This is a genomic window from Sphaerisporangium rhizosphaerae (genome assembly GCF_042665155.1).
Classification (GTDB): Bacteria; Actinomycetota; Actinomycetes; order Streptosporangiales; family Streptosporangiaceae; genus Sphaerisporangium; species Sphaerisporangium rhizosphaerae.
Genome location: NZ_JBHTCG010000009.1, coordinates 1 through 24,947, shown reverse-complemented (window position 1 = coordinate 24,947; position 24,947 = coordinate 1). Strand labels below are relative to the sequence as shown.

Sequence of the window (24,947 nt, the reverse complement as noted above, 5' to 3'; positions counted from 1 at the left end):
CGCCGCCCGCGGCTCGCGGAGCATGCCGAGGTCGTCCCCGCCACCCGGTGGCGTCTTCCCCCGCGTTCTGGGCTCCGGGTACGCGAGGTCGTTCTCGGCCGCCAGGCCCACCCGGTGACCGCTCGCCGCTCGGTCCCGCTCTGTGACGGCGAGGTGGACGTCGCGGGGCGCGGGTAGGGGATTCATCGGGTTTGCGGGAAGACAGGGGAGTCGCGCAACGTGGATTTACTTGTCCCGAGCCGGATGCGATTCTACTGTCCAGGGCGTATTCATCGGATCAATGGGAGCTGGTTCATGCCGACAATCACCTCGGTGAACGTGATCGACGTCCGGTTCCCCACCTCGGCCACCCTCGACGGGTCCGATGCGATGAACCCCGACGGCGACTACTCGGCCGCCTACGTCGTCCTCGTGACCGACGACGCCGAGCTGGCGGGCTACGGTCTGACGTTCACCATCGGGCGCGGCAACGACCTGTGCGTGGCGGCGGCCCGGCAGATCGGGGCACGGCTGACCGGCCGCGACGTGGACGAGCTGGCCCGCGACCTCGGCGGCCTCTACCGGGAGATCATGGGCGACAGCCAGCTGCGCTGGCTCGGCCCGGAGAAGGGCGTGGTGCACCTGTCGGCGGCGGCCGTGCTGAACGCCGCCTGGGACCTGGCCGCCCGGCGGGCCGGGAAGCCGCTGTGGCGGCTGGTCGCGGACATGCCCCCCGAAGAGCTGGTCGCGGCCTGCGACCTGCGCTATCTGTCCGACGTGCTCACGGCCGCCGAGGCCGTCGAGATGCTGGCCGCGCTCGCTCCCACGCGCGAGCGGCGCGTCGCCGAGCTCGCCGAGCGGGGATACCCGGCCTACACCAGCTCCCCAGGATGGCTGGGTTACCACGACGACAAGCTGCGCGGCCTGTGCCGTGAGGCCGTCGCCGAGGGCTGGACCCACGTCAAGCTCAAGGTGGGCGCGGACGTCGAGGACGACGTGCGCCGCCTGTCGATCGCCCGGGAGGAGCTCGGCGGCCGCACGCTGCTCATCGACGCCAACCAGGTGTGGGACGTGCCGCAGGCCATCGAGTGGGTGAACCGGCTGGCGTCGTACGAGCCGATGTGGATCGAGGAGCCGACCAGCCCCGACGACATCCTGGGCCACGCCGCCATCCGCAAGGCGGTCGCCCCCGTGGGAGTGGCCACCGGGGAGCACTGCCACAACCGCGTCATGTTCAAGCAGCTCCTCCAGGCCGGGGCGATCGACTTCTGCCAGATCGACTCCTGCCGCCTGGCCTCGGTCAACGAGATCGTCCCTGTGCTGCTGATGGCCGCCAAGTTCGGCGTGCCCGTCTGCCCGCACGCCGGCGGCGTCGGCCTGTGCGAGCTGGTCCAGCACATCTCCGTGATCGACTACGTCTGCGTGAGCGGCCGTCTCGAAGGGCGGGTGCTGGAGTACGTCGACCATCTGCACGAGCACTTCACCGACCCGGTCCGGGTCGAGGGCGGCCGCTACCGGCTGCCCGAGGCCCCCGGCTACAGCGCCCGCATGCACCCCGGCTCCGTCGCCGCCTACCGCTACCCCGACGGGCACCGCTGGGGAGGCTGACGCGGGCGTCGCCGGGACCGCGGTCGACCCGGCCGAGCACCTGACCATCGACGCCGGGGCGCGCGGCGGACGGGCACCGCCGTCACCGCCTCAGGCGTCCGGGCCAGAGCCGGCGGGGGCCGGGCGGACCATCTGGTCGCCCGGGCCCGGCCACCGCCGTCCCCGGTTCACTCCTGTGTCTTGCCGCCGGTGAGCCGCGAGATCCCCAGCGCGGTGAGGATGATCGCCCCGTTGAGCGCGCCGATCCACTGGGCCGGGACGCCCGCGAGGGTCAGCACGTTCTGGATCATGTAGAGCAGCAGGATGCCGGTGAACGCGCCGAACACCGTCCCCTTGCCGCCGTTGAGGCTGACCCCGCCGATGACGGCGGCGGCGAACACGGTGAAGATCGCCCCGTTTCCCTGACCGGCGGCGACGGAGGCGAGCCGGCCCGCGAGCATCAGGCCGCCGAGCGCCGCGAGCACGCTCGCGGTGATCAGCGTGATCCACAGCACCCGGTCGGTGCGGATTCCCGCGGCCTTGGCCGCGTCGACGTTGCCGCCGATCGCGTACAGCGAGCGGCCGAAGCCGGTGAACCCCAGCAGCACCACGCCGGCCGCGAACAGCAGCAGGCAGACCCAGATGGACGCGGGGATGCCGAGCCACAACGCCGAGCCCAGGTAGGTCATGGACGAGGGGAGGTTGAAGAAGGTCTGCCCGCCCGAGATGCCGGTGAGAAGGCCGCGCAGCACGATCAGCATGCCGAGGGTGACGATGAACCCGTTCAGGCCGAAGCGGACGATGAACAGCGCGTTCACCACCCCCGCCAGCACCCCGACCGCGAGGGTGACCGGGATGGCCCAGGCGCCCGACAGCAGGCCGAGCCCGTGTCCCGTCCCCGCCGCGACCGTCACCCAGGCGGCCACGCCGGGCGCCAGCCCGAACGTCGACTCCAGCGACAGGTCCATCCTGCCGGCGACCAGGACGAGCGTCTGCGCGAGCACCAGCAGCGAGATCTCCGACATGGTCTGCAGGATGTTGATCAGGTTGTCGGCCTGCAGGAAGATCGGGTGGACGACCTGCCCGACGATCGCGATCACGATGATCGCGGGGACCAGGGCCAGGTCGCGCAGCCGCGCCAGGCGCGGCCCGGCGCGCCGCCTTCCCGGTCCGGTGCCCTCCGAGGACGGGGAGCCCGGCGGGCGTCCGGTGCCGGACGGCGCGGTGGTGGTCTCAGGCATCGAGGTCGACTCCTTCCATGGCGGCCACCATCTCGTGGTCGTGCCAGCCGGCGGGCAGTTCCGCGACGGCGCGGCCATGGAACATCACCAGCACCCGGTCGCACAGCCGCAGGTCGTCGAGTTCGTCCGACGCGATCACGATGCCGGTCCCGGTCCCGGCGATCTCCTCGACCTTGCCGAGCAGGAACTCCTTGGAGCGGACGTCGACCCCGGCGGTCGGGGTGATGAGCACGAGCAGGCGGGGGCCGTTCGCCAGCGCGCGGGCCATCACGACCTTCTGCTGGTTCCCCCCGGACAGCCCTGTGACGGGCAGTTCGGGGCCGGGGGTCTTGATCGCCAGATTGTCGATCATCTCGCGGGCCAGCCGGTCCTTGCGCCGGCCGCTGACGAAGCCCGCGGGCCCGAGCCGCTCGGGGATGGTCAGCGTGGTGTTGTCGGCGATCGACATCAGCGGGACCAGGCCCTGGTGATGGCGGTCCCGGGGGACGAACCCCACGCCCATGGTCAGCGACGCCGGGACGCTGCCGGGCCGCGGGCGGCTCCCGGCCACCTCCACCGTCCCCGACCGGGGCGCCCGCAGCCCCACGACGGCCTCGGCGAGCTCGGTCTTCCCGCTGCCGCCCAGCCCGGCCAGCCCGACGATCTCCCCGGCGCGGACCCGCAGGTCCACGTCGTGGTAGAGCTCGCCGTCGCCCAGTCCTTTGGCGTCCAGGACGACCGGCGCTTCCGAGGGCACGGCCGGACGGATCCGCCGCTCCCGCAGGCCCGCGGCCTCGCCGGTCATCGCCCCCACCAGGTCGCCCTGCGGAACCTCGGCCACCGGCGCGGTGAGGATGTGCCGGGCGTCGCGGAACACCGTGACGGTGTCGCAGATCTCATAGATCTCCTGCAGGTGGTGGCTGATGAACAGGAACGTGACGCCCTGCTCGCGCATGGCGCGCATGCGTTCGAACAGCCGGGAGATCGCCGCGCCGTCGAGCTGGGCGGTGGGCTCGTCCAGGATGATGAACCGCGCGCCGAACGACAGCGCCCGGGCGATCTCCACGAACTGCCGCTGCTCCACCCCGAGCTCCCGCGCAGGCCGCCGGACGTCGACGTCCACCGACCACGTCTCCAGCAGCTCCGACGCCTTGCGCCACACGCTTTTCCAGTCGACCAGCCCGAGCCGGTTGCGCTTGTGCCGGTTCAGGTAGAGGTTCTCGGCCACGGTCAGCTCGGGGATGATGGTGGACTTCTGGTAGACGCAGGCGACCCGCTCACGCCAGGCGTCCCGGTCGGCGAGCCGCGGAGCGGGGGCCCCGGCGAAGCGGATCTCCCCCTCGTCCGGCGGCTGCAGCCCGGTCAGGATGGAGACCAGGGTCGACTTGCCCGCGCCGTTGCGTCCGACCAGAGCGTGCGTCCGTCCCGGCATGATCGTGATGTGCGCGCCGTCCAGCGCGACGGTCTCGCCATATCTCTTGGTGACGCGCTCCGCCTCGGCGACCGGCCCGTCGGCGGGGGCCGGCTCGCCGTCGCGTGCGGGCGCGGGTTTCGCGGTCGCTCCCGCGTGGTCGCCCATGACCCTTGCCCTCTCAGTTCAGGTTGTTGCCCCATAGCGACTTGTCGTCGTGCTTGACGCTGGGGACGCCTCCGTAGGTGCCGCCGTCGGCGGTGACCAGGGGCGCGGACAGCTGGTCTTCGAGCAGCCCCGCGCGGACCTGCACGATCGTGCTGTCGTGGTCGGTCTTGCCCGGCTGGAAGGTCTTGCCGTCGATCGCGGCCTTGGCGTACGACAGGGCCCACTTGGCGTACAGGTCGGCCGGCTGGGAGACGGTCGCGTCGATGTCGCCGGAGGCGATGTCCTTGAGCTCCTGGGGAATGCCGTCGTTGGAGACGACGAAGACGTGCTTGGGGTCCTCCGGCTTGACCAGCAGGCCGCGCTGCTTGAGCACCTGCAGGGTGCCGGCCAGGGCGAAGCTCGACTGCATGTAGACGCCCTTGACGTCGGGGTTGGCGGTGAGGACCGTGGAGAGCTTCTGCGCGGCCACCGCGCCGTCCCAGTTCGCGGCCTCGCCGAACACCTTGATCTGCGGGTAGTTCTGCTTCATGCACTCGTTGAAGGCCTCGGTGCGGTCTCGGCCGTTGATGGACGCCAGGTCGCCCTGGAGCATGACCACCTTGCCGTTGCCCTTGAGCTTCTCGCCCAGGAACCGGCAGGCCTTCTCGCCGTAGGCGCGGTTGTCGGCGCGCACGACCATGAAGGCGTTCCCCTGGTCGGGCCGGGTGTCCACGAGAACGGCGGGGATCTTCTTGGTCTCGAGCTGCTGCAGCGTGGGCGCCACCGCGGCGGTGTCCTGGGGGGCCATGACGATGCCGCGCACGCCCTGGCCGACCAGGCTCTGGACATTGGCGGTGAGCGTGGAGATGTCGTTCTGGGAGTTGGTGGTCTTCAGATCGGCTCCGAGCTCGCCGCCGAACCGGGGCACGTACCTGATGTAGGAGTTCCAGAAGTCGGTGTCCGACCGCGGGTAGTCGACGCCGATGAGCGGTTTCGCCGGCGCGCCCTTCTCACCGCCGCCGCCACCGCCGGTGCCACCGCCGCCGCATGCCGCGGCGAGGCACCCCGACATAGCGAGGGCCGCGGCCAGCGCGAACCTTCTGTGTTTCATCGTCTCTCCTCAAGGATCACCACGATGGGGGATCGCCGTGGCGGGCCGCGCCGCGGGCTCGGGCGGGGTCCGCGCCGCGGGACGCGGGACTCCGGCGAGGAGCCGCACAAGCGCTCATCATCGACAAGAACATGGGATGTCTTTCTATGGCCAAACCTGGCCGGTGTCCAGACCTCATGGGACGGATTCGCCGGGACCCCGCGAGGGCCGGAGATGGCGTCCTCTCGGGCGGACGGCCGGACGCGTCCGATGATCGATGAGTCGTGCCGAATCAGCCGATTCATCACATGTCTGTGGCCCTCGATGGCGTTCTCGGACGGGGGTGGGGTGGCTCTCCTCCGTCCTGAGGTACGAAGATTCGTCTATGTCGTTGACCGAGCAGGCGATCGAACGCATCAGGCAACTCATCAAGGACGGGACCCTCCACCCCGGCGCGCGGCTGCCTCCAGAGCAGGATCTGGCCGCCGAGCTGGGCCTTTCCCGCAACCTGCTCAGAGAGGCCGTCCGCTCCCTGGTCACGACCCGCGTGCTGGAGGTGCGCAGGGGAGACGGCACCTTCGTCACGAGCCTGAAGCCGGAGCTGCTGCTCGAAGGGGTCGGCCTCGCCGTCGAGATGATGCGGGGCGACGACCTGCTGGAGATCACCGAGGTGCGGCGCCTGTTCGAGCCGGTGGCCACGGGCGTGGCCGCGCTGCGCATCACCGCGGACCAGCTCGCGGAGGTCGCACGCCATCTCGATGCCATGATCGCCGCGCACGATGACGTGGAGATGCTCAACCACCACGACGACGCCTTCCACCGGGCGGTGTTCGAGGCGACGGGCAACAGGTCCCTGTGCGCACTGCTCGCCGGCATCGCCGGCCGGACGTTGCGTGCCCGTGTCTGGCGGGGCCTGGTGGAGGGGAACGCGGCCGACCGCACCATCGCCGAGCACGCCGCCATCTACCGCGCGCTCGCCGACGGCGACGCGCCCCTGGCCCAGGCGGCCGCGCTCATGCATGTGAACACCACCGAGACCTGGTTGCGGGAGAACCTCGGCCCGTCGCTGCCGGAGCCCGCCCTCGCGCCACTGCGGCGATCATCCTGAGGGCCGGCCGTCCCGGAGACCGGCGCGCCGTCGCACGCTGAAAGTTACAGTCGCCCAGGCCCTCGGCGTTCATCTGCGGGCGGTGTCAGACATGGGTTGTCTGCGGACGGAAGACCGTGGCGGGGGAGACTCGCGTCCGCGGCATGCGCACCCGTCAGCGGCATCGCGGGTGCCCGCTCCGGAACCGGCGTTCATCCGTGCGACCTCGTGATCCCGCGATGTTCCGTGCCAGGCCCCGTCCCGGCCGGCGTCTCCGAAATCGGCGAGGGGCTAGACAGATGCCCCTATGAGGTCTACAAAGACATCCAATGTCTCAGGTGTGACACTCCAGTCATCTCGGCGAAACAACGCACGTGACCCAGTAGAGCTCCTTGGTCCTGAGAGGTCCCCGCTCATGTCCTCGTCTTCGTCCTCGTACCAGTTCAGTCGTCGCGCGCTCCTCGCCGGGGCCGGGGGTGTCGCGGCCTCGGGCCTGCTGGGGTTCCGCCCGGCGTTCGCGACCGACGGCCCGCAGAGCTACACCGCGTCGTGGTCCTCGGTCGACCAGCACCCGCCGGCCCCGGAGTGGTTCCAGGACGCCAAGTTCGGCATCTACTACCACTGGGGCGTGTTCAGCGTCCCCGCCTTCGCCAACGAGTGGTACCCGCGCAACATGTACAACAACGGGTCGAACGAGAACAACCACCACAAGAGCGTCTACGGCGATCCCTCCGCGTGGCCGTACCACAACTTCATCAACGGCGCCCGGGACAAGGCCGGGAACTTCGTGCAGTTCGCGCCCAAGCTGAAGTCCGCGGGCGGCAGCTTCGACCCCAACGAGTGGGCGCAGTTGTTCGCCGACGCCGGGGCCAGGTTCGCCGGGCCGGTGGCCGAGCACCACGACGGCTACTCCATGTGGAACAGCCAGGTCAACGAGTGGAACTCCGTGGCCACCGGGCCCCGGCTGGACCTGCTGCGCCTGCACGCCGACGCCATCCGCGCCAAGGGCATCAAGCTGATCGTGTCGCTGCACCACGCCTACAACTTCACCGGCTTCTACCAGTGGGTGCCGACACAGTCGACCAACTCGCTGAAGAAGCTGTACGGCCAGCTCGGCGCGTCCACCCACCAGCAACTGTGGTACGACAAGCTGCGCGAGGTGATCGACGGCTACCAGCCCGACGTCATCTGGCAGGACTTCAACCTGACCCAGCTCCCCGAGTCCCGGCGGCTGGACTTCCTATCGTACTACTACAACCGCGCGGTCTCCTGGAACAAGGACGTCGTCGCCACCTACAAGGACGGGTTCAACAACCGGGGCGAGGTGTTCGACTACGAGCGCGGCGGCCCGGCCGGCATCCAGACCCCCTACTGGCTGACCGACGACAGCATCTCCAGTTCCAGCTGGTGCTACACCGTCGGCATCGGCTACTACTCGCTGAACGCCATGCTCCACTCGCTGATCGACCGGGTCAGCAAGAACGGGAACATGCTGCTCAACATCGCGCCGATGGCCGACGGCACCATCCCCTCCGGGCAGCGGTCGGTCCTGCTCGGCATCGGCGACTACCTCAAGCGCTTCGGCGAGTCCATCTACGCCACCCGGGCCTGGTCGGTCTACGGCGAGGGGCCGACGCAGATGGGCGGCGGGTCCTTCACCACGCCGCGGGCCGGCACCAACACCGACATCCGCTTCACCCGCAGCAAGGACAACACCGTGCTGTACGCCACGGTGCTGGGCTGGCCGGGCGGCACGCTGAACATCGGCACGCTGGGCTCCAACCGGATCAACCTGAGCACCCTGGCGTCGGTGCAGCTGCTGGGCTCCACGGCCGGCCAGTACACCAACCTGCCCACGCGCACCCAGGACGGTTCGGGCCTGCACATCACGATGCCCTCCTCCAGCGCCCCGTTCAGCGCCCCCGCCTACGTGGTCAAGCTGACCTTCAACGGCTCCATCCCCGCGCCGGGCTCGGGCCCCACCCCGACCGGCTGGGTGCGGATCAACAACGTGAGCACCAACCTCGCCCTGGACAGCGGCGGCAGCGTCGCCTCCGGCTCGGCGCTCAAGCAGTGGAACTACGACGGCAGCAACAACCTGCAGTGGCAGCTCGTCGACCTCGGCAGCGGCTGGTACCGCATCGTCAACCGCACCAACGGCATGGTCGCCGACAGCTGGGGCAACACCGCCAACGGCGCGAACTGCCTGCAGTCGGCCTGGAACGGCGGCAACAACCAGCAGTGGCGGCTCAACAACGTCGGCAACGGCCGCTACCAGATCATCAACCGGGGCACCGGCACCGCGCTGGACGGCGCGGGCCTCACCACGGCCGGCTCGGCCGTGCAGATGTGGGCCCCGAACTCCAGCACCAACAACCAGTGGACCATCACCGCGCTCTGAGCGGTACCACCACCACTCTCACCCGCCGCGGCGGTCGCGCCGAGACGCGGCCGCCGCGGCCATGCGCGCCCTCCTCACCACCTCACCCCGCGTGCCTGCGGGCGGCGCTCAGCCGGCGGAGTGCGCGCCAGAAGGCGGCGCGACGGAATCGCGGGAGCGGACCGGCATCGGCACACGGTGCACCTCGGCCGCCGCGCCGGGCTCGGCGGGGTCGCGGTCCATCTCGGTGAACAGCACGTCGACGGCCTTGCGGCCCAGCTCATAGTGGGGCAGCGCGACGGTGGTCAGGCCGGGCCGCATCCACGAGGCGATGGGGTGGTCGTCGAAGGAGACGACGGAGACGTCCGCGGGCACCTTGAGCCCGAAGTCGTCGAGCGCCTGGTAGGCGCCCATGGCGATGCGGTCGTTGAAGCAGATCAGCGCGCGCGGCCTGACCGTCTCCAGCAGGTCGCGCGTCGCGGCGAGGCCGTACTCCGGCTGCCAGTCGAAACACGTGCGCGCGCCCGCCACCTTCACCCCCGCCTCGCCGAGGGCCTCGCGGATGCCGACGAGCCGTTCCAGCGCCGCGACGCTCTCGGAGGGCACGTTGCGCAGCCCCGGACCGACGCCGATCAAATAGATGCCGTCGCGGTGGCCGGCGTCCAGCAGGACGCGGGCGGCGAGACGACCGGCCTCGACCTCGTGGGGGAGGACGGCGGGCAGGACGGCCGGCCCCTTGGGCACCGCGTTGAGCAGCACGACGGGTGAGGCCGTGATGCCTTTGGGCACCTTGATGGTCCTGGTGAACATCGAGGCCAGGATGAGCCCGTCCACCTGACGGTCGTGCATGGCCTGCAGGAGCAGGCGTTCGAGCTCGGCGTCGCCTTCGGTCTCACCGGGCGCGACCATCGACACCCCGTCGAACCTGCAGGCCGCCCAGCACCTGGAGCGATGGGTCAAGGCAGGATACTTCCAGAAGGACGTCAACGCGGTCGACTACGCCACGATGATGAGCCGCTTCATCGGTGGCAAGGGCCTGTTCATGTTCAACGGAGACTGGGAGTCGGGCAACCTCGACAAGAAGATGGCGGGCAACGCCGGCTTCACCCTGATGCCGCCCGCGCAGCAGGGTGGCAAGCGCGCCGCGATGTCGGCCCCCCTGACCTTCGGCATCGCCGCCCGCGCCAAGAACGCCGACTGCGCCGCCTTCTTCCTCAACTGGGTGGCCACCGACAAGCGGGCCCGCGAGATCGGCGTCGAGGTCGGGGGGTCGCACCCGATGGGACCGGCCGACGCGTACATGCCGGAGGTGCCCGCCGACAAGGTCACCGCGAGCACGCTGTCCGCCGGCGCCGACATCGCCAAGGACAACGGCGCGATGGACTTCATCGCCAACGCCACCGGCGCCATCTACGCCAAGAGCTGGACGCCGCAGTTGCAGAAGCTGGTGGCCGGGCAGCAGACGCCGCAGGAGCTGCTGAAGAGCGTCCAGGCCGACTACACCGGCCAGCTCGAAGGGAACTGAGACAGGTGGTGCCCCGCCCCGCCGGCGCCCGATCGGCGTCCCGGCGGCCGGTCACGGCCAAGCTGCGCGGCTCGCGCGGCTTGGCCGGCTGGCTGTTCGTCGCCCCGGCGCTCGCCTTCTACGCGGTGTTCGTCCTGCGCCCGATCGCCGTGACGTTCCAGTACTCGCTGTACGACTGGGACGGCATCGGCGCCTCCACCTGGGTGGGGCCGGCCAACTACGGCAAGGTCTTCACCGACCCCGACCTGTTCGAGTCGCTGGTCAACGCCGTCAAGCTGATCGTGTTCTTCAGCGCGATCCCGGTCGTGCTGGGGCTGGCGATCGCCGCGACGATCAGGCGCATCGCCGCGACCAGGCTCGCCCTGGTGGCGCGCACCGTGATCTTCCTGCCGCAGGTCATCCCGCTGGTGGCCGCCGGCATCGCGTGGAGCTGGCTGCTGGCCTCCACCGGAGTGGTCAACCAGTTGCTCACGCTGGTCGGCCTGGGCGGGGTGACCCGGGCCTGGCTGGGCGACTTCGGCACCGCCCTGCCGGCGGTCGGCATGATCGGCGCGTGGGTGCTGCTGGGCCTGTGCACGCTGCTGCTCCTGGCGGGCATGAGCAAGATCGACCCGGCGCTGTACGAGGCCGCCCGGCTCGACGGCGCCGGGCCCTGGCGGGAGTTCATCTCGATCACCGTCCCCAGCCTGCGCCAGGAGATCGCGGTCTGCGTCACCGTGACCGTGATCGCGGCGCTGGCGAGCTTCGACATCATCTACATCTCCACCCAGGGCGGCCCCGGCAACACGACCATGGTGCCCGGTCTGCAGATCTTCTACCTGGCCTTCTCCGAACGCGAGGTGGGCATGGCCTCGGCCCTCGCCGTGGTGCTCATGGTCCTGGTGATGGCCTGCGCCCTCCCCATCCAGTGGTTCGCGAAGGACGGCAACCGATGATCACCGCACGGGGGGAGGCCTGGACCGGCCGGCTGCTGCTCGTCCTGATGATGGCGGTCACGCTCCTGCCGTTCCTCAGCCTGTTCGTCACCGCCCTGCACCCCTCGGGCACCTACCCGGCCGGGCTGGCCTGGCCGGAGCACCCGCAGTAGGGCAACTTCCCGCGGGCCTTCCAGGCGGCGAACATGCTGGAGTTGCTGAAGTCGAGCGTCCTCATCGTGCTGGGCGTGGTCCCGCTGTCGATCCTGCTGGGCACGATGGCCGGCTTCGCCATCGGACACCTGCGGGTGATCGGCGGACGGGTGGTCTTCCTGCTGTTCGTGCTCGGCCTGACCCTGCCGTTCGAGGGCATCATCACGCCGCTGTACTACCAGATCCGCGACATGGGGCTGCTGAACACCCGGTGGGCGATCATCCTGCCGCTCATCGGCCTGTTCATGCCGTTCAGCGTCTTCTGGATGCGCGCCCACTTCGTCAACATGCCCGGGGAGCTGTCCGAGAGCGCGCGGATGGACGGCGCCAACCTGTGGCAGCTGTTCCGCCGCATCCACCTCCCGCTGGCCATGCCGGCGATCTCCTCGCTGGGCATCCTGCTGTTCCTGTGGACCTGGAACCAGTTCCTGCTGGCCATCGTCCTGGTCGACGACCCCGCCAAGCGCACGATGTCCGGCGCGCTGGGCGCCTTCCAGGGCCAGTGGGGCACCGACATCCCGCTGCTGTGCGCCGGGTCGCTGCTGATCCTGGCCCCCACGCTCGCGATCTTCCTGATCTTCCAGCGCCACTTCGTCAAGGCCCTGCTCCAGGGCTCGCTGAAGGGATGACGGCGATGAGCGCACCGCCGCCGCTCTTCGGCGGGATCGAGGCGGGCGGCACGAAGTGGGTGTGCGCGGTCGCCGACGCCGGCGGGGAGATCCTCGCGACGCACGTGCTGGCGACCACCACGCCGGAGGAGACCATCACCGGCGCCGTGCGGTTCTTCCAGGAGCACCCGGCGCTCGCCGCGATCGGCGTGGGCACCTTCGGCCCGGTCGACCTGCGGCCGGGCTCACCGACGTACGGCCACATCACGGTCACGCCCAAGCCCGGCTGGACCCACACCGACGTCGTCTCCCCGTTGCGCGCCGCGCTGCGCGTTCCCGTCGGCCTGGACACCGACGTGAACTCCGCCGCGCTGGGGGAGTGGCGGCGCGGCGCCGGGCGCGGGCTGGGGACGCTCGCCTACATGACCGTGGGCACGGGCATCGGCGTGGGAGCCGTGCTGAACGGCCGGCCGGCGCACGGTCTCCTGCACCCGGAGTTCGGCCACATCCGCATCCCGCACGACCGCACCGAAGACCCGTTCGCGGGCAGTTGCCCCTTTCACGGCGACTGCCTGGAAGGGCTCGCCTCAGGGGAGGCGATGCGCCGGCGCTGGGGACGGCGTGCCGAAGAGCTGGACGACCCGGCGGCGTGGGAGCTCGAGGCCGAGTACCTCGCCCACGCCGTCACCACCCTCACCTACGCGCTGTCTCCCGAGCGGATCGTCATCGGCGGCGGCGTCGCGAAGCGTCCGGGGCTGCTGCCCCGGATCCGGGCGCGCGCGTTCGACCTGGCCGCCGGCTATCCGGCGATACCGGCGCTGACCGACCGGTCCGCCATGGAGGAGTACGTGGCCGGCCCTTCGCTCGGCGACCACTCCGGAATCGCCGGCGCCGTCGAGCTCGCCATGAGCGGCCTCGCCTGACCGGCGGGCCCGCCGGTCAGGCGAGATCACATCCATCACTCTCAGAGAAGAGGTTCACCATGCTCCGCCAAGGACGGTCACGGGCCGCACGGGGAACGGCGGACGGACCCGGCGCGCTCCACGGACGCATCGGTGGTCACCGCCGCCGGCAGAGGGCCGCGTGAGCGACGGCCGGCCGGCGCGCTGGACCCGCCGGCATCTCGACCTGCTCGCCGAGACCGGCGCGGTCACCGTGCCCGTCATCGATCCGCCGTCCCTGCCGCGCATCCTGCCGGGCCACTATCTGTGGGACCTGTGGCCGATCCAGGAGGAGGACGGTTCGACGAGCGTGATCGGCGGGCGTGAGCTGTGGATGGCCCTGTCGGCTCCCGCTCTCGGCCATCCGGAGGAGCGCCACGACCAGGCGCGCATCCGCCTGCTCGCCAGGTACGGCGAGGAGTGGACCGACCTCGGGAACGCCTTCGCCGACGGCGCCTCGCCCGGCAGCCGCGAATGGTCGGGGTCGGCGGTCCGCCGGCCCGACGGCACCGTCTCGGTGTTCTACACGGCCGCCGGACGGCGAGGCGAGGCACGCCCGACCTTCGCGCAGAGCGTCATCGAGACCCGTCCCGCCCTGATCGCCGACGGCGGCCGGATCGCGCTCGGACGGGACGCCGACCACCGCGAGGTGCTGCGCTCCGACGGCCGGATGTACCTGCCGGCCGACGAGTCCGAGGGGGCGCCGGGCCGCATCAGGGCCTTCCGCGATCCCGGCTGGTTCCGCGACCCGGCCGACGGGCGCGACCACCTGCTCGTCGCCGCGTCCACCGCCTGGGAGGACGGCTTCACCGGCGCGATCGCCCTGGCCGGGCGGCGGGCCGGCGCCTGGGTCCTGCAGCCGCCCCTGCTCGTCGCCGAAGGCGTCAACCACGAGCTCGAACGACCGCACGTCATCGTGCACGACTCGCGCTACTACCTGGTCTTCTCCACCCAGCGCCACGGCTTCCACCCGGCCGGCGGCGCGCCCACCGGGTTGTACGGCTTCGCCGCGCCCAGCCTGACCGGACCGTACGAGCCGCTCAACGGGTCCGGGCTCGTGCTCGGCAATCCCTCCGCCCGGCCCGACCAGACCTACGCCTGGCTGGTGCTGTCCGACCTCCAGGTGGTCGGCTTCGCCAACTACGGGTCCGAGCCGGGCATGGACCTCCGGTTCGCGGAGGCCGAGCGGGCACGGGCCGCTTTCGGCGGCACCATCGCTCCGGCGCTGAGGCTCACCGTGGACGGGTTGACGACCACCGTCGTGCCGTCCGCCCGCTGACCGGACGCATGGACGGCCTCGTGGCCGCGTCGCCCCCCCAGGGACGCGGCCACGAGGGCCGCGTCTCGGGGGGCCGGGCCCGGCCGTCGCTCGAATCGATTCGATGTGCGGTACGGCAGACGTCTCGGGTCGATCGCCGGCGGAACACCCGCGACATCCGCCGGTGACGCGGCGGCCATCCGGCGGCGAGGCACGGGCGCGGCGCCGTGCAACAGGACGGCATACATTGGGTCTCTCCCATTGACTCCTCTTGTGGGCGCGCTTATGTTCATCGAACCGGTTCGGCGAACCGGTTCGACCGGCCATCGAAAATAGCCGCTCAACGCCTGTCAGCGGAGGTCATAATCATGGGGTCAGCAGCAACGAGCCGCCACGCGGCCGGCCTGGGTCTCACGGTCCTGCTGGTCGCCGGCGGTACGGTCGCGTGCTCGTCGTCGTCCGGTGGCGGCGACGCGGCCAGCGCGAGCCCGGCCGCCGGCGGCGGCACCTACACCATCTGGGATCCCTACCCCCAGTACGACAAGAGCTCCGAGTGGGTGAAGCTGCTCGAGACGTGCGGCACCCAGGCCGGGGTGAAGATCGAGCGCACCGGCTACGACACCAGTGACCTGACCAACAAGGCCCTGCTGGCCGCCCAGCAGGGCAACGCGCCGGACGTGCTGATCGTGGACAACCCGGTGGTCTCCACGATGGCCGAGGCCGGGGTCCTGACGACCACGGAGGAGAACAAGCTCGACACCTCCGCCATCGCGCCGAACCTGCTGGCCGCGGGGCAGAGCGGCGGCAAGACCTACGGCGTCCCGATCGGCGCCAACACCCTCGCCCTGTACTACAACAAGGCGGTGCTCAAGAAGGCCGGGGTGGACGTCGCCTCGGTCAAGGACTGGGCCTCGCTCACCGCGGCGCTCGCGAAGGTGAAGGCGGCGGGCAAGAAGGGCATCACCTTCTCCGCCATCGGCACCGAGGAGGGCAGCTTCCAGTTCCTGCCCTGGTACTGGGGGTCCGGGGCCCAGCTGACCAAGCTCGACTCCCCCGAGGGGGTCTCGGCGGCGGCGCTGTGGACCGACTGGCTGAAGAAGGGGTACGCCCCCAACTCCGTCATCAACAACACCCAGACCACCAGCTGGCAGGAGTTCGCCACCGGCGACTACGCCTTCGCCGAGAACGGCACCTGGCAACTGGCCAACGCCGAGAAGGCCGGCTTCGACTACGGCATCATCCCGATCCCGGCCAAGGCCGGCGGGACCGCGCCTGCGCCGACCGGCGGCGAGTTCGTGAGCATTCCCGTGCAGAAGGACACCGCCCGCTACGCCACCTCCCAGAAGCTCGTGGCGTGCCTGACCGACACCGCCAACTCCCTCACCACGACCACCACCCTGTCCTACGTCGCCCCCACCGAAGCGGTGCAGTCCAAGCAGGTCGAGCAGAACCCGAAGCTCGAGGTCTGGGTGGAGGCCGTCAAGGCCGCGAAGGGCCGCACCAGCGACGACCTGGGCACCAAGTATCCGAAGATCTCCGAGCCGATGTGGGGCGCGGTGCAGGCGGCGCTGAGCGGGTCGAAGAACCCCCAGCAGGCGATGGCGGACGCGCAGACGGCCGCGGCGAGCGCCACCCAGTAAGACATGAGCCGAGTCATAGAGAATCCGGCGCGTGCCGCCCGTGACCCCCTCCCCGCGGCGAGGAGGGGGCCCCGGGCGGCACGCCTGGCGTCAGGGCAGTGGGCGGCGTGGGCGTTCCTCGCCCCGATCGTGGTCTACCTGACGGTCTTCTACGCCTACCCGCTGTTCCGCAACGTCGAGTTGAGCCTGCGCAACTACACCGTGCGCTCCTTCGTGCAGGGCGACGCACCCTTCACCGGCCTGACCAACTACGCCAAGGTCGTCGGCGACCCGGCCTTCGGGCCGACGCTGTGGCACACGGCGGTGTTCACCGTGGTGTCGCTGGCCTTCCAGTTCGCGATCGGGCTGGCCCTGGCGGTGTTCTTCGCCAGGCACTTCCGCCTGTCGGCCACCTTGCGGGCGCTGTTCCTGGTCCCGTGGCTGCTCCCGCTGATCGTGTCGGCCTCCACCTGGTCGTGGATGCTCAACAGCGACTCCGGCGTCGTCAACGCCGTGCTGAGGACGGTCGGCCTCGGACCGGTGAACTGGCTGACCTCCCCCGACTGGTCCCTGTGGTCGGTGACCATCGCCAACATCTGGATCGGCGTCCCGTTCAACCTCGTGGTGCTGTACTCCGGCCTGCAGGCCATCAACCCCACCGTGTACGAGGCCGCCGCGCTGGACGGGGCGAACGGCCGGCAGCGGTTCTGGAGGGTCACCTTCCCGCTGCTGCGCCCGGTGTCCGCGATCACGCTGCTCCTCGGACTGGTGTACACGCTGAAGGTGTTCGACATCATCTGGATCATGACCAAGGGCGGGCCCAGCGGCTCCTCCAGCACCTTCGCCACCTGGTCCTACCGGCTCGGGTTCGGCAACCTGGTGCCCTCCTTCGGTCCCGGGGCGGCCGTGGGCAACCTGCTGATCGTGATGGCCCTCGTCTTCGGGCTGGTCTACATCCGCGCGCAACGCAAGCAGGACCTCACATGAGGCACTGGAGGACCGGTGTCGGTCTGCTGCTCACCGCGGTGATGCTGTTCCCCGTCTACTGGATGATCAATGTGTCCTTCACCCGGGAACAGGACATGCGCAAGAGCCCGCCGAGCTGGCTGCCCATCAACGGCACGCTGGACGGGTACCGCGCGGTGCTGGACCAGCAGCTCCCTTACCTCGGCATCAGCCTGGTCGTCGGGCTCGGCACCGTCGCCCTGACCCTGCTCGTCGCGGCCCCGGCGGGCTACTCGCTGGCCAAGCTGCGGCCCCGCGGCGGCGGAGCGCTGAGTTTCGTGCTGCTGGTCGCCCAGATGATCCCGGGCATCATCATGGCGATGGGCTTCTACGCCATCTTCCTCAACACCGGCATGCTCAACACCGTCTCTGGGCTGATCGTGGCCGACTCCACCCTCGCGGTGCCGTTCGCGGCCCTGATCCTGACCGCGTTCATGTCCGGCATCCCCGAGGAGCTGCTGCAGGCCGCCCGCGTCGACGGGGCCGGGGTGACGCGCACGTTCTGGTCCATCGTGCTGCCCGTCAGCCGCAACTCCCTCATCACGGTGTCGCTGTTCACCTTCCTGTGGGCGTGGTCGGACTTCATCTTCGCCAGCACCCTGGACCAGGGCGGCGACCACCAGCCCATCACCCTCGGCATCTACCACTACATCGGCAACAACAACCAGGAATGGAACGCCATCATGGCCACCGCCGTGATCGCCTCCATCCCCGCCACGGTGCTGCTCATCATCGCCCAGCGTTACGTCGCCGCCGGTGTCACCGCCGGCGCCGTCAAAGACTGACCTTCGGAGAAGGGATTCTCATTTCATGACCGCCGCCTCGGGCCCGGTGTTCTCCCTGCGGGAAATCCCGTTCAGCTTCAGCGGATCGTGGTTCGCCTTCTCACCGGTGGTGGCCGAGAAGGTCTACGCCGAGGACGTGCACCTGGTCTCGCACCAGACCGGCATGCACCCGATCCTGCGGCTGGTGCCCACGGCCGAGACCGCGCTCGACGCCGCTCCGCACCAGCTCACCTGGAGGGGCGACGACGGCCGGATCGAGCTGGCCTACGAGACCACCGACACCGTCCGGGTGCGCGGCCGCGGCCTCGGGCTCCGCCTGCTGGCCGCCGACCCCGTCCTGACCCCGTTCAGCGGCCCGTACTTCTACCAGGACCCCGCGGACGGCTCCTACGTCTTCACCGTCTACCAGACCGGGCGCCGCTACCGCGTCACCCTGCTGGACGGGCGGGCCGAGTCCGTCGGTGCCCAGGCGCTCGGCACGGCCGAACGCGGCGTCCTGCTCCCGGCGGACGAGCCATGGGAGATCGCCCTGGAGGAGTACGAGACCGCCCGCGCCCCGTTCGCCAGTGACACCTCCTTCGAGCAGGTGGCCAAGACGGCGCGCGCCGAGTTCGACGCCTTCACCGCGGCCGTCGCGCCCTGGCGCAGCGACCGGACGCCCGCCGCCGAGCTGGCCGCCTACGTGCTGTGGTCGGCCACCGTGCGTCCCGCGGGGTTCGTCACCCGTCCCGCGGTGCTGATGTCCAAGCACTGGATGGACAAGGTCTGGAGCTGGGACCACTGCTTCAACGCCATCGCCCTGGCGGGCGGGCTGCCCGATCTCGCGGAGGACCAGTTCCGGCTGCCCTTCGACCACCAGGACGCCTCGGGTGCGCTGCCCGACTCCGTCACCCACTCGGAGATCCTCTACAACTTCGTCAAACCGCCCATCCACGGCTGGGCCCTGCGGCGGCTGCGCCCGTCCTGCGACCTCGAGCCGTCCGAGACCTACCGGCTGCTGGAACGCTGGACCCGCTTCTGGCTGGACGCCCGGCGCGCCCCCGGCCGGGAACTGCCGCACTATCAGCACGGCAACGACAGCGGCTGGGACAACGCCACCACCTTCGACCCCGAACGCGTCATCGAGAGCGGCGACCTGGCCGCCTTCCTGGTGCTCCAGATGCGCGAACTCGCCCGTCTGGCCACGGGACTCGGCGAACCGGACGCGGGCGAGCGCTGGTCCAGCGCCGCGGACCGGATGCGCGAGGCACTGCTCACCGAGCTGTGGGACGGGTCGAGGTTCCTCGCGCGCGGCGCGCACTCCGGCCGGACCTGGTCCAGCTCCAGCCTGCTCGACCTCATGCCGATCGTCCTCGGGGAAGAACTGCCCGAACCGGTGCGTGACGCGCTCGCCGCCCGCATCGAGGACCACCTCACCGCCTTCGGCCCGGCGACCGAGCTGCCCACATCGCCGCACTACCGGGACGACGGCTACTGGCGCGGACCCATCTGGGCGCCCTCGACCGTCCTCATCGAGGACGGCCTGCGGCGGGCCGGCCACGTCGAGCTGGCCGACGAGATCAGCGCACGGTTCCGTACGTTGTGCGAGAAATCCGGCTTCGCGGAGAACTTCGACGCACGGACCGGTGAGGGGCTGCGCGACCGTGCCTACACCTGGACGGCCGGCGCCTACCTCATCCTCGCCGGCGACCACGAACGGCGTCGGGCCTGACCCGCGTCGTCGTCGCCGGGGTGAGCCCTACTCGCACGGTCGGAGCGCCGAAGGGCCAGAACGTGTTGTTAGCGATAACATCTCAGCTCGCCTCCGCTTGGGTGGTGATCGGCGCCGACCGCCCGCGGCGTGGCCCCGCCCGGCGCCGATCCGGCGGCGGCCGGTCGGCGCGCGGCCGGGTCATCCTCGTGCGGACGGGCGGCGCTCCATCGGGAGTTAAGTTTCCGCTCTCGGGGGGTTAAGTTACGGCCGATCCTGAGCGATCGGTACGCCGAAGTCAACGCTGCGGACGGTGGCGGGCCTGTTATCGGCGACGGCGTCAGGCGACGCCACCGCCGGGCCGGGTGACGGCTCGGCGGCGCCGGCGGTGGGCTCGCCGGGCCCCGCGAGGCACGTTCCGCTCCGACGATGCTCGCGATAACGCCTGCTCAGCGGGAGTGGCACTGTTCTGACGCGAGGGTGGCGCGGCGGGGCGAAGACGACGCGCCGAGCCGTCGCCGAGCTCGCTCGCCCGCGTCCGGCCGCCGCATGGGGCTCCGCGATCCCGCCCCGGCCGCGGTGACATCGTTCGGCCGCGCCGACTGAAAGTTTCAGTGGTGTGCGCCCCTCGTGGAAGGCGGTCGCGCGAGCGCCGGGAGATCGCCGTAAGCGCTCGCCGTGCCAGGTCCTGGCCTCCGTGCCGGGCCGCCGCGCTCCGGTGGGAGGGCTCCGCACGGCCGGCTCATGGTCTTGACAGGTTCCGTACCGGTTTCCACACTGGCTCCCCGAGCGGCCTGCTCTCCTCGGACGTCAGGTGGTGTGCGGCGGAACTCGTCACCGTGGAGCCCGCCGGAGAGAGGCCGCTCCACCGTGGCGTCCGCCACGAAGTCCGACGTCACCGACCCCGGTGACGCCATCCCGGTTCTGTTGTCGCTGACACGTCGACATATCCGCACACATCGTTGTTAGCGCTAACAACTCGGGTCGTGACAGCGGAACACCGGTTACAGAGAACGGAAGAGCACCCATGCGACAGAGCACCGCACATCGTGGGAGGTGGACGCTGATCGCCGGCGTCCTGGCCCTCCTGACGGCCATGGTCGGCGTGGCCGGGACCCATCTCGCCTCGGCGGCCGCGGCGGGATGCCGGGTCACCTACACCGTCAGCGCCCAATGGCAGGACGGCTTCGGCGCCAACGTCATCGTCGACAACCTCGGCGACCCGGTCAACGGCTGGAGGCTGACCTGGTCGTTCCCCGCCGGGCAGTCCGTCACGCAGTTGTGGAACGGGTCCTACACCCAGTCGGGATCGTCGGTGACGGTGACCAACGCCTCCTACAACGGCGCCATCCCCACGGGGGGAAGCACCAGTTTCGGGTTCAACGGAAGCTGGAGCGGCTCCAACCCGGTGCCGTCGAGCTTCGCCCTCAACGGCACGACCTGCACCGGCGGCGTCTCTTCCCCCTCGCCCACTCCCACCGTCACCCCGACCGTCACGCCCACGCCCACGCCGACGCCGACGGTCACGCCCACGCCGTCGGGCAAGCAGCCGTGTGACATCTACGCCGATGGTGGCACGCCGTGCGTGGCGGCGCACAGCACCACGCGCGCGCTGTACGCCTCCTACAACGGCCCGCTGTACCAGGTGCGGCGCGCCTCGGACAACACCACGCGGGACGTCGGCGTGCTCAGCCCGGGCGGGGTGGCCAACGCCGCGACCCAGGACACCTTCTGCGCGAACACCACCTGTCTGATCAGCGTCATCTATGACCAGTCGGGTCGCAACAACCGGCTGACCCAGGCGCCTCCCGGTGGGTTCTCCGGTCCGGCGGCGGGCGGGTACGACAACCTGGCGACCGCGACCAAGGCGCCGACCACGGTGGGCGGCCACAAGGCCTACGGCGTCTACGTGGACGCCGGCGTCGGCTACCGCAACAACGCCACCAACGGCATCGCCAAGGGCGACCAGCCCGAGGGCATGTACGCCATCTTCGACGGGACGCACTACAACGGGGGTTGCTGTTTCGACTACGGCAACGCCGAGACCAACAGCCGCGACAACGGCAACGGCACGATGGAGGCCATCTACTTTGGCAACAACAAGGTCTGGGGCACCGGCGCGGGCAACGGTCCCTGGATCATGGCCGACCTGGAGAACGGCCTGTTCTCCGGGGTCAACCAGAAGAACAACGCCGGTGACCCGACCATCAGCCACCGGTACCTGACCGCCATCATCAAGGGCGAGCCCAACCATTGGGCCATCCGCGGCGGCAACGCCCAGTCGGGCGGCCTTGGCACCTTCTACGACGGCAAGCGGCCGAACGTGTCGGGCTACAACCCGATGAAGAAGGAAGGGGCCATCATCCTGGGCATCGGCGGCGACAACAGCCACGGCGCCGTGGGCACCTTCTACGAGGGCGTGATGACCTCCGGCTATCCCTCCGACGCCACCGAGAACGCCGTCCAGGCCAACATCACCGCCGCCGGCTACCGGTAGGCGAGCGGCCGCGGGCCGCACCGGACCGCCGAGCCGCCCCTGGGACATCCAGGGGCGGCTCGCCGTCGTCCGTCCGCCGGCCGGGCAGGGAAGGACTCTCACCCGGCCTTCCCTGCCGGGAACGGTAGACCGGCGGCCCTGTCGCATCGACCGGACGTGCCCTCCCGTCGCCGTCAGGGCCGGCGGCGGGGGGCACGGTCAGGAGACGGTGCTACCCGGTCGTCATGGGCTGGTGCAGCTCAGCCCGGTCGGCGCCGTCGAACCGCTTCCGTTGGCGGTGAATCCGAACGTCGTCGACCCGTTGCCGGGAACGGTGCCGTTGTAGGCGGCGTTCTTGACGGTGATCGCGCCGGAGGTGCCGGTGTTCACGCCGTTCCACATGCTCGAGACGGTCTGCCCGCCGGCCAGCGTCATGCTGACGGTCCAGCCGTTGAGCGCGGAGGTTCCCCCGTTGCCGACGGTCACCTCACCCTGGAAGCCGCCGCCCCAGTCGTTGACCAGCCGGTAGGTCGCCGTGCAACCGCCGGGCACGGGAGTGGGCGTCGGCGTGGGGCTGGGCGTCGGGGTCGGGGTCGGGGTGGGAGTGGGGGTGGGCGTCGGGGTCGGGGTGGGCGTCGGCGAGGTGTCGCCGCTGACCCGGTAGACGACGGTGCCGTGTGAGGGCACGCTGGCCGAGATCGTCCCGGTGCTGGTGGTGGTGGCGTTGGTCCAGGCGTCGCGCAGGGTGAACGAGCTGCCCGACTTGCCGATCGCCGAGGCGGTGGTGCTGATGGTGGTGGTGCTGCCGCCCTGGTTGAACAGGGCGACCGCGACGTCGCCGTTGCTGAGCTTCTTGGCCAGCACGCGGCGGGTGCCGTCGTTGCTGATCTGGGTCGCCTGCAGGCCGAGGGTGTCCTGGTTGATGGCGATGAGGCGGGGGTTCTTCAGGATCGTCGAGGTCGCCGAGTCCATGCTGCGCAGGTCGTTCCCGGCGATGAGCGGGGAGGCCATCATCGCCCAGAGGGCGAAGTGGCTGCGCATCTCGGTGTCGGTCATGCCGCCGCGGCCGACCTCCATCATGTCGGGGTCGTTGAACTGCCCGGGCTTGGCGTAGGAGGCGAGCGGGATGGTGACGTTGACGATGTTCTGGATGCCCATGGGGTAGCCGTTGGTCTGGCCGGTGTCCCACTTGTTGGTGATGTCCTCGGTGGTGCGCCAGATGTTGGCGATGTCGCCCCAGTTGCGGCGCGGCCCGGTCTTGTCGTGGATGCTGTTGGAGTTGATGCTGTAGAGGATCGGCCGTCCCGTCGCGGCGAGCGCGTCGCGCATCTTGGCGAACGTGGTGATCTGGTCGTTGATGGTGCCGTTGGGGGAGCACCAGTCGTATTTCAGGTAGTCCACGCCCCAGGCGGCGAACTGCCGGGCGTCCTGGGCCTCGTGTCCCTGGCTTCCGGTCGCGCCGGGGTAGCTGCCGAAGTACTGCGCGCAGGTCTTGTCGACCGGGACCTGGTAGATGCCGAACTTCAGCCCCTTGCCGTGCAGGTAGTCCCCGAGGGCCTTCATCCCGCTGGGGAACCGCGACGGATTGCCCTGCAGGTTTCCCGAGGAGTCGCGGTTGGAGTTGAACCAGCAGTCGTCGACCACCACGTACTGGTAGCCGAGGTCGCGCAGCCCGGAGTTGACGATCGCGTCGGCCATCTGCTTGATCAGTGACTCGCTGATGTTGCACCCGAAGGTGTTCCAGCTGTTCCACCCCATGGGCGGCGTGCGCGCCACGCCGTTCTCCAGGGCGCCGGCCTCCCCTTGGACGGCGGCCAGGCCGCCCAGGAGCACCCCGGTGGCGAGCGCCGCCGAGCCGAGCCGAGTTCTCACTTTGCGCACTGTTCCTCCTGCGGACCTACGAAGAGCACTTACGGAAAGGGGGCCTCGCGCACCGGCGCGGGGCGAACGGCGCGGGCGGCATCGACTCGACCGCTCCCGTGAGGGGCCCCGTCAGAACTCAGGGGTGGAGCCCGGCCGGGCTCCACCCCTGACGGTTGGTCCTGGGTCAGGCGATGGTGCACGCCGCGCCGTTGAGGGTGAACGACGTGGGTTTACCGGTGTTGCCGGTGTGGGTGGCCTGGAAGCCGATGCTGACCGAGGCGTTGGGCGCGATGGCGCCGTTGTAGGAGACGTTCTTCGCGGTCACCTGGCCGCTGTTGGGGCTGTAGGTGGCGTTCCAGCCGGAGGTGATGGTCTGGCCGCCGGGCAGGGTGAAGACCAGCGACCAGCCGTTGATCGCGGCGGTGCCGGTGTTGGTGATGGAGATGTCCGAGGTCAGACCGGAGTTCCACGCGTTGAGGGTGTCGGTGACCCGGCAGGCCCCGGTGCCCGGAGTGGGAGTCGGAGTGGGGGTCGGCGTCGGCGTCACGGTCGGCGTCACGGTCGGGGTCGGAGTGGGGGTCGGGGTGGGGTTGGGGTCGGTGCCCGCGAACTGGGTGAAGAACTTCCACACCTCTCCCGGCACCCAACTCGATCCGCTGGTGCCGGTGCCACCGTCATGCGGAGCGGGGTTGTGGTCGTCGTCGAAGGCCGCCCACACGACCGGATATCCGGCCCGGCATCCGGAGTAGGCGGTGATCCGGTGGGTCAGGCTGCCCTGCGTCGGCTCGGGCGGGTTCTGCGCGGTGCAGCCGTTGTTCTTGACGAACTTGTCGCGCAGCGTCCGTCCGTTGGAGATGTTGAGGACGCTGTCCCTGATGCCGTGGATGCCGTAGTAGGCGACCGGCTGCGTGCCTCCGCTGCATCCGCTGAGCTGGGCGCCGGACAGGACCGCCACCGCACGGAAGACCGTCGGACGGCTGCACGCGAGCGAGAACGACATGGCGCCGCCATAGCTCCACCCCGTGGCGAAGAGCTGTGTGGTGTCGACGCAGAGGTCTGTCTCGATCTGCCGGACGATGTCGTCGATGAAGGTGACGTCCTCGCCGCCGGAGTTGGCCCAGCCGTTGTTGAAGCCCTGGGGCGCGACGA

General features: G+C 70.3%; 20 protein-coding genes. 14 read left to right on the top strand and 6 right to left on the bottom strand.

Translation table 11 applies throughout. The annotated features are described in order from the left end of the window. The first annotated feature begins 294 nt into the window (after positions 1–294). Entirely contained in the window at positions 295–1,587 is a 1,293-nt protein-coding gene (locus tag ACFQSB_RS15560) for an L-fuconate dehydratase (protein WP_380827166.1), read from the top strand. Between the two features lie 167 nt (positions 1,588–1,754). Here the strand turns inward: ACFQSB_RS15560 and ACFQSB_RS15555 are convergent, their stop codons facing one another. From ACFQSB_RS15555 to ACFQSB_RS15545, 3 genes are read right to left on the bottom strand one after another with little or no spacing between them, the layout of a single operon-like run. Next, entirely contained in the window at positions 1,755–2,807 is a 1,053-nt protein-coding gene (locus tag ACFQSB_RS15555) for an ABC transporter permease (protein ID WP_354853254.1), read from the bottom strand. Next, complete coding sequence (locus ACFQSB_RS15550) at positions 2,800–4,365, bottom strand: sugar ABC transporter ATP-binding protein (protein ID WP_380827165.1); 1,566 nt, start codon at positions 4,363–4,365, stop codon at positions 2,800–2,802. The genes ACFQSB_RS15555 and ACFQSB_RS15550 overlap by 8 nt, the downstream gene beginning before the upstream one ends. A gap of 13 nt (positions 4,366–4,378) precedes the next feature. After that, complete coding sequence (locus tag ACFQSB_RS15545; RefSeq protein WP_380827162.1) at positions 4,379–5,455, bottom strand: sugar ABC transporter substrate-binding protein; 1,077 nt, start codon at positions 5,453–5,455, stop codon at positions 4,379–4,381. A gap of 364 nt (positions 5,456–5,819) precedes the next feature. On the opposite strand from ACFQSB_RS15545, the gene ACFQSB_RS15540 reads away from it, so the two are divergent. Together ACFQSB_RS15540 and ACFQSB_RS15535 are read left to right on the top strand one after the other, a co-directional pair. Beyond that, positions 5,820–6,542: a FadR/GntR family transcriptional regulator gene (locus ACFQSB_RS15540; protein WP_354853259.1), complete on the top strand. Its 723-nt coding sequence runs from the start codon at positions 5,820–5,822 to the stop codon at positions 6,540–6,542. Between the two features lie 394 nt (positions 6,543–6,936). After that, entirely contained in the window at positions 6,937–8,922 is a 1,986-nt protein-coding gene (locus tag ACFQSB_RS15535; RefSeq protein ID WP_380827160.1) for an alpha-L-fucosidase, read from the top strand. Between the two features lie 108 nt (positions 8,923–9,030). On the opposite strand, the gene ACFQSB_RS15530 is transcribed toward ACFQSB_RS15535, so the two are convergent. Beyond that, positions 9,031–9,861, bottom strand: coding sequence for a substrate-binding domain-containing protein (locus tag ACFQSB_RS15530; RefSeq protein WP_380827159.1), 831 nt, complete (start codon positions 9,859–9,861; stop codon positions 9,031–9,033). A gap of 49 nt (positions 9,862–9,910) precedes the next feature. On the opposite strand from ACFQSB_RS15530, the gene ACFQSB_RS15525 reads away from it, so the two are divergent. From ACFQSB_RS15525 to ACFQSB_RS15475, 11 genes are all read left to right on the top strand, one after another. Further along, a complete protein-coding gene (locus tag ACFQSB_RS15525; protein ID WP_380827157.1) occupies positions 9,911–10,426 on the top strand; it encodes a hypothetical protein in 516 nt (171 codons plus the stop codon). Positions 10,427–10,431: 5 nt separating this feature from the next. After that, positions 10,432–11,361: a carbohydrate ABC transporter permease gene (locus ACFQSB_RS15520; RefSeq protein ID WP_354929622.1), complete on the top strand. Its 930-nt coding sequence runs from the start codon at positions 10,432–10,434 to the stop codon at positions 11,359–11,361. Continuing rightward, entirely contained in the window at positions 11,358–11,513 is a 156-nt protein-coding gene (locus tag ACFQSB_RS15515) for a hypothetical protein (RefSeq protein WP_380827155.1), read from the top strand. The genes ACFQSB_RS15520 and ACFQSB_RS15515 overlap by 4 nt, the downstream gene beginning before the upstream one ends. Before the next feature lie 33 nt (positions 11,514–11,546). Continuing rightward, positions 11,547–12,182, top strand: coding sequence for a carbohydrate ABC transporter permease (locus ACFQSB_RS15510; protein ID WP_380827154.1), 636 nt, complete (start codon positions 11,547–11,549; stop codon positions 12,180–12,182). A 5-nt stretch (positions 12,183–12,187) separates the two neighbouring features. Further along, a complete protein-coding gene (locus tag ACFQSB_RS15505) occupies positions 12,188–13,084 on the top strand; it encodes an ROK family protein (RefSeq protein ID WP_380827153.1) in 897 nt (298 codons plus the stop codon). Between the two features lie 160 nt (positions 13,085–13,244). Further along, complete coding sequence (locus ACFQSB_RS15500; protein WP_380827152.1) at positions 13,245–14,381, top strand: glycoside hydrolase family 68 protein; 1,137 nt, start codon at positions 13,245–13,247, stop codon at positions 14,379–14,381. A 347-nt stretch (positions 14,382–14,728) separates the two neighbouring features. Then, entirely contained in the window at positions 14,729–16,000 is a 1,272-nt protein-coding gene (locus ACFQSB_RS15495; protein ID WP_380827150.1) for a sugar ABC transporter substrate-binding protein, read from the top strand. A gap of 3 nt (positions 16,001–16,003) precedes the next feature. Then, complete coding sequence (locus tag ACFQSB_RS15490; protein WP_380827149.1) at positions 16,004–16,966, top strand: carbohydrate ABC transporter permease; 963 nt, start codon at positions 16,004–16,006, stop codon at positions 16,964–16,966. Continuing rightward, positions 16,963–17,769 (top strand): carbohydrate ABC transporter permease, encoded by an 807-nt coding sequence (locus tag ACFQSB_RS15485; RefSeq protein WP_380827148.1) that lies wholly within the window; start codon positions 16,963–16,965, stop codon positions 17,767–17,769. Before ACFQSB_RS15490 ends, ACFQSB_RS15485 begins: the two co-directional genes overlap by 4 nt. A gap of 25 nt (positions 17,770–17,794) precedes the next feature. Then, on the top strand, positions 17,795–19,480 hold the full coding sequence (locus tag ACFQSB_RS15480; RefSeq protein WP_380827146.1) for an amylo-alpha-1,6-glucosidase: 1,686 nt from the start codon (positions 17,795–17,797) through the stop codon (positions 19,478–19,480). Positions 19,481–20,486: 1,006 nt separating this feature from the next. Beyond that, positions 20,487–21,956, top strand: a complete 1,470-nt coding sequence (locus ACFQSB_RS15475) for an arabinofuranosidase catalytic domain-containing protein (protein ID WP_380827144.1) — start codon at positions 20,487–20,489, stop codon at positions 21,954–21,956. 222 nt (positions 21,957–22,178) lie between these two features. Here ACFQSB_RS15475 and ACFQSB_RS15470 read toward each other — a convergent pair whose 3' ends face one another. Beyond that, the gene (locus ACFQSB_RS15470; protein ID WP_380827142.1) at positions 22,179–23,807 is read right to left on the bottom strand and encodes a cellulose binding domain-containing protein; all 1,629 of its coding nucleotides are present in this window, start codon (positions 23,805–23,807) and stop codon (positions 22,179–22,181) included. 175 nt (positions 23,808–23,982) lie between these two features. Further along, positions 23,983–24,947, bottom strand: a 965-nt coding sequence (locus tag ACFQSB_RS15465) for a CE1 family esterase (protein ID WP_380827141.1), incomplete at its 5' end; no start/stop codon positions are given.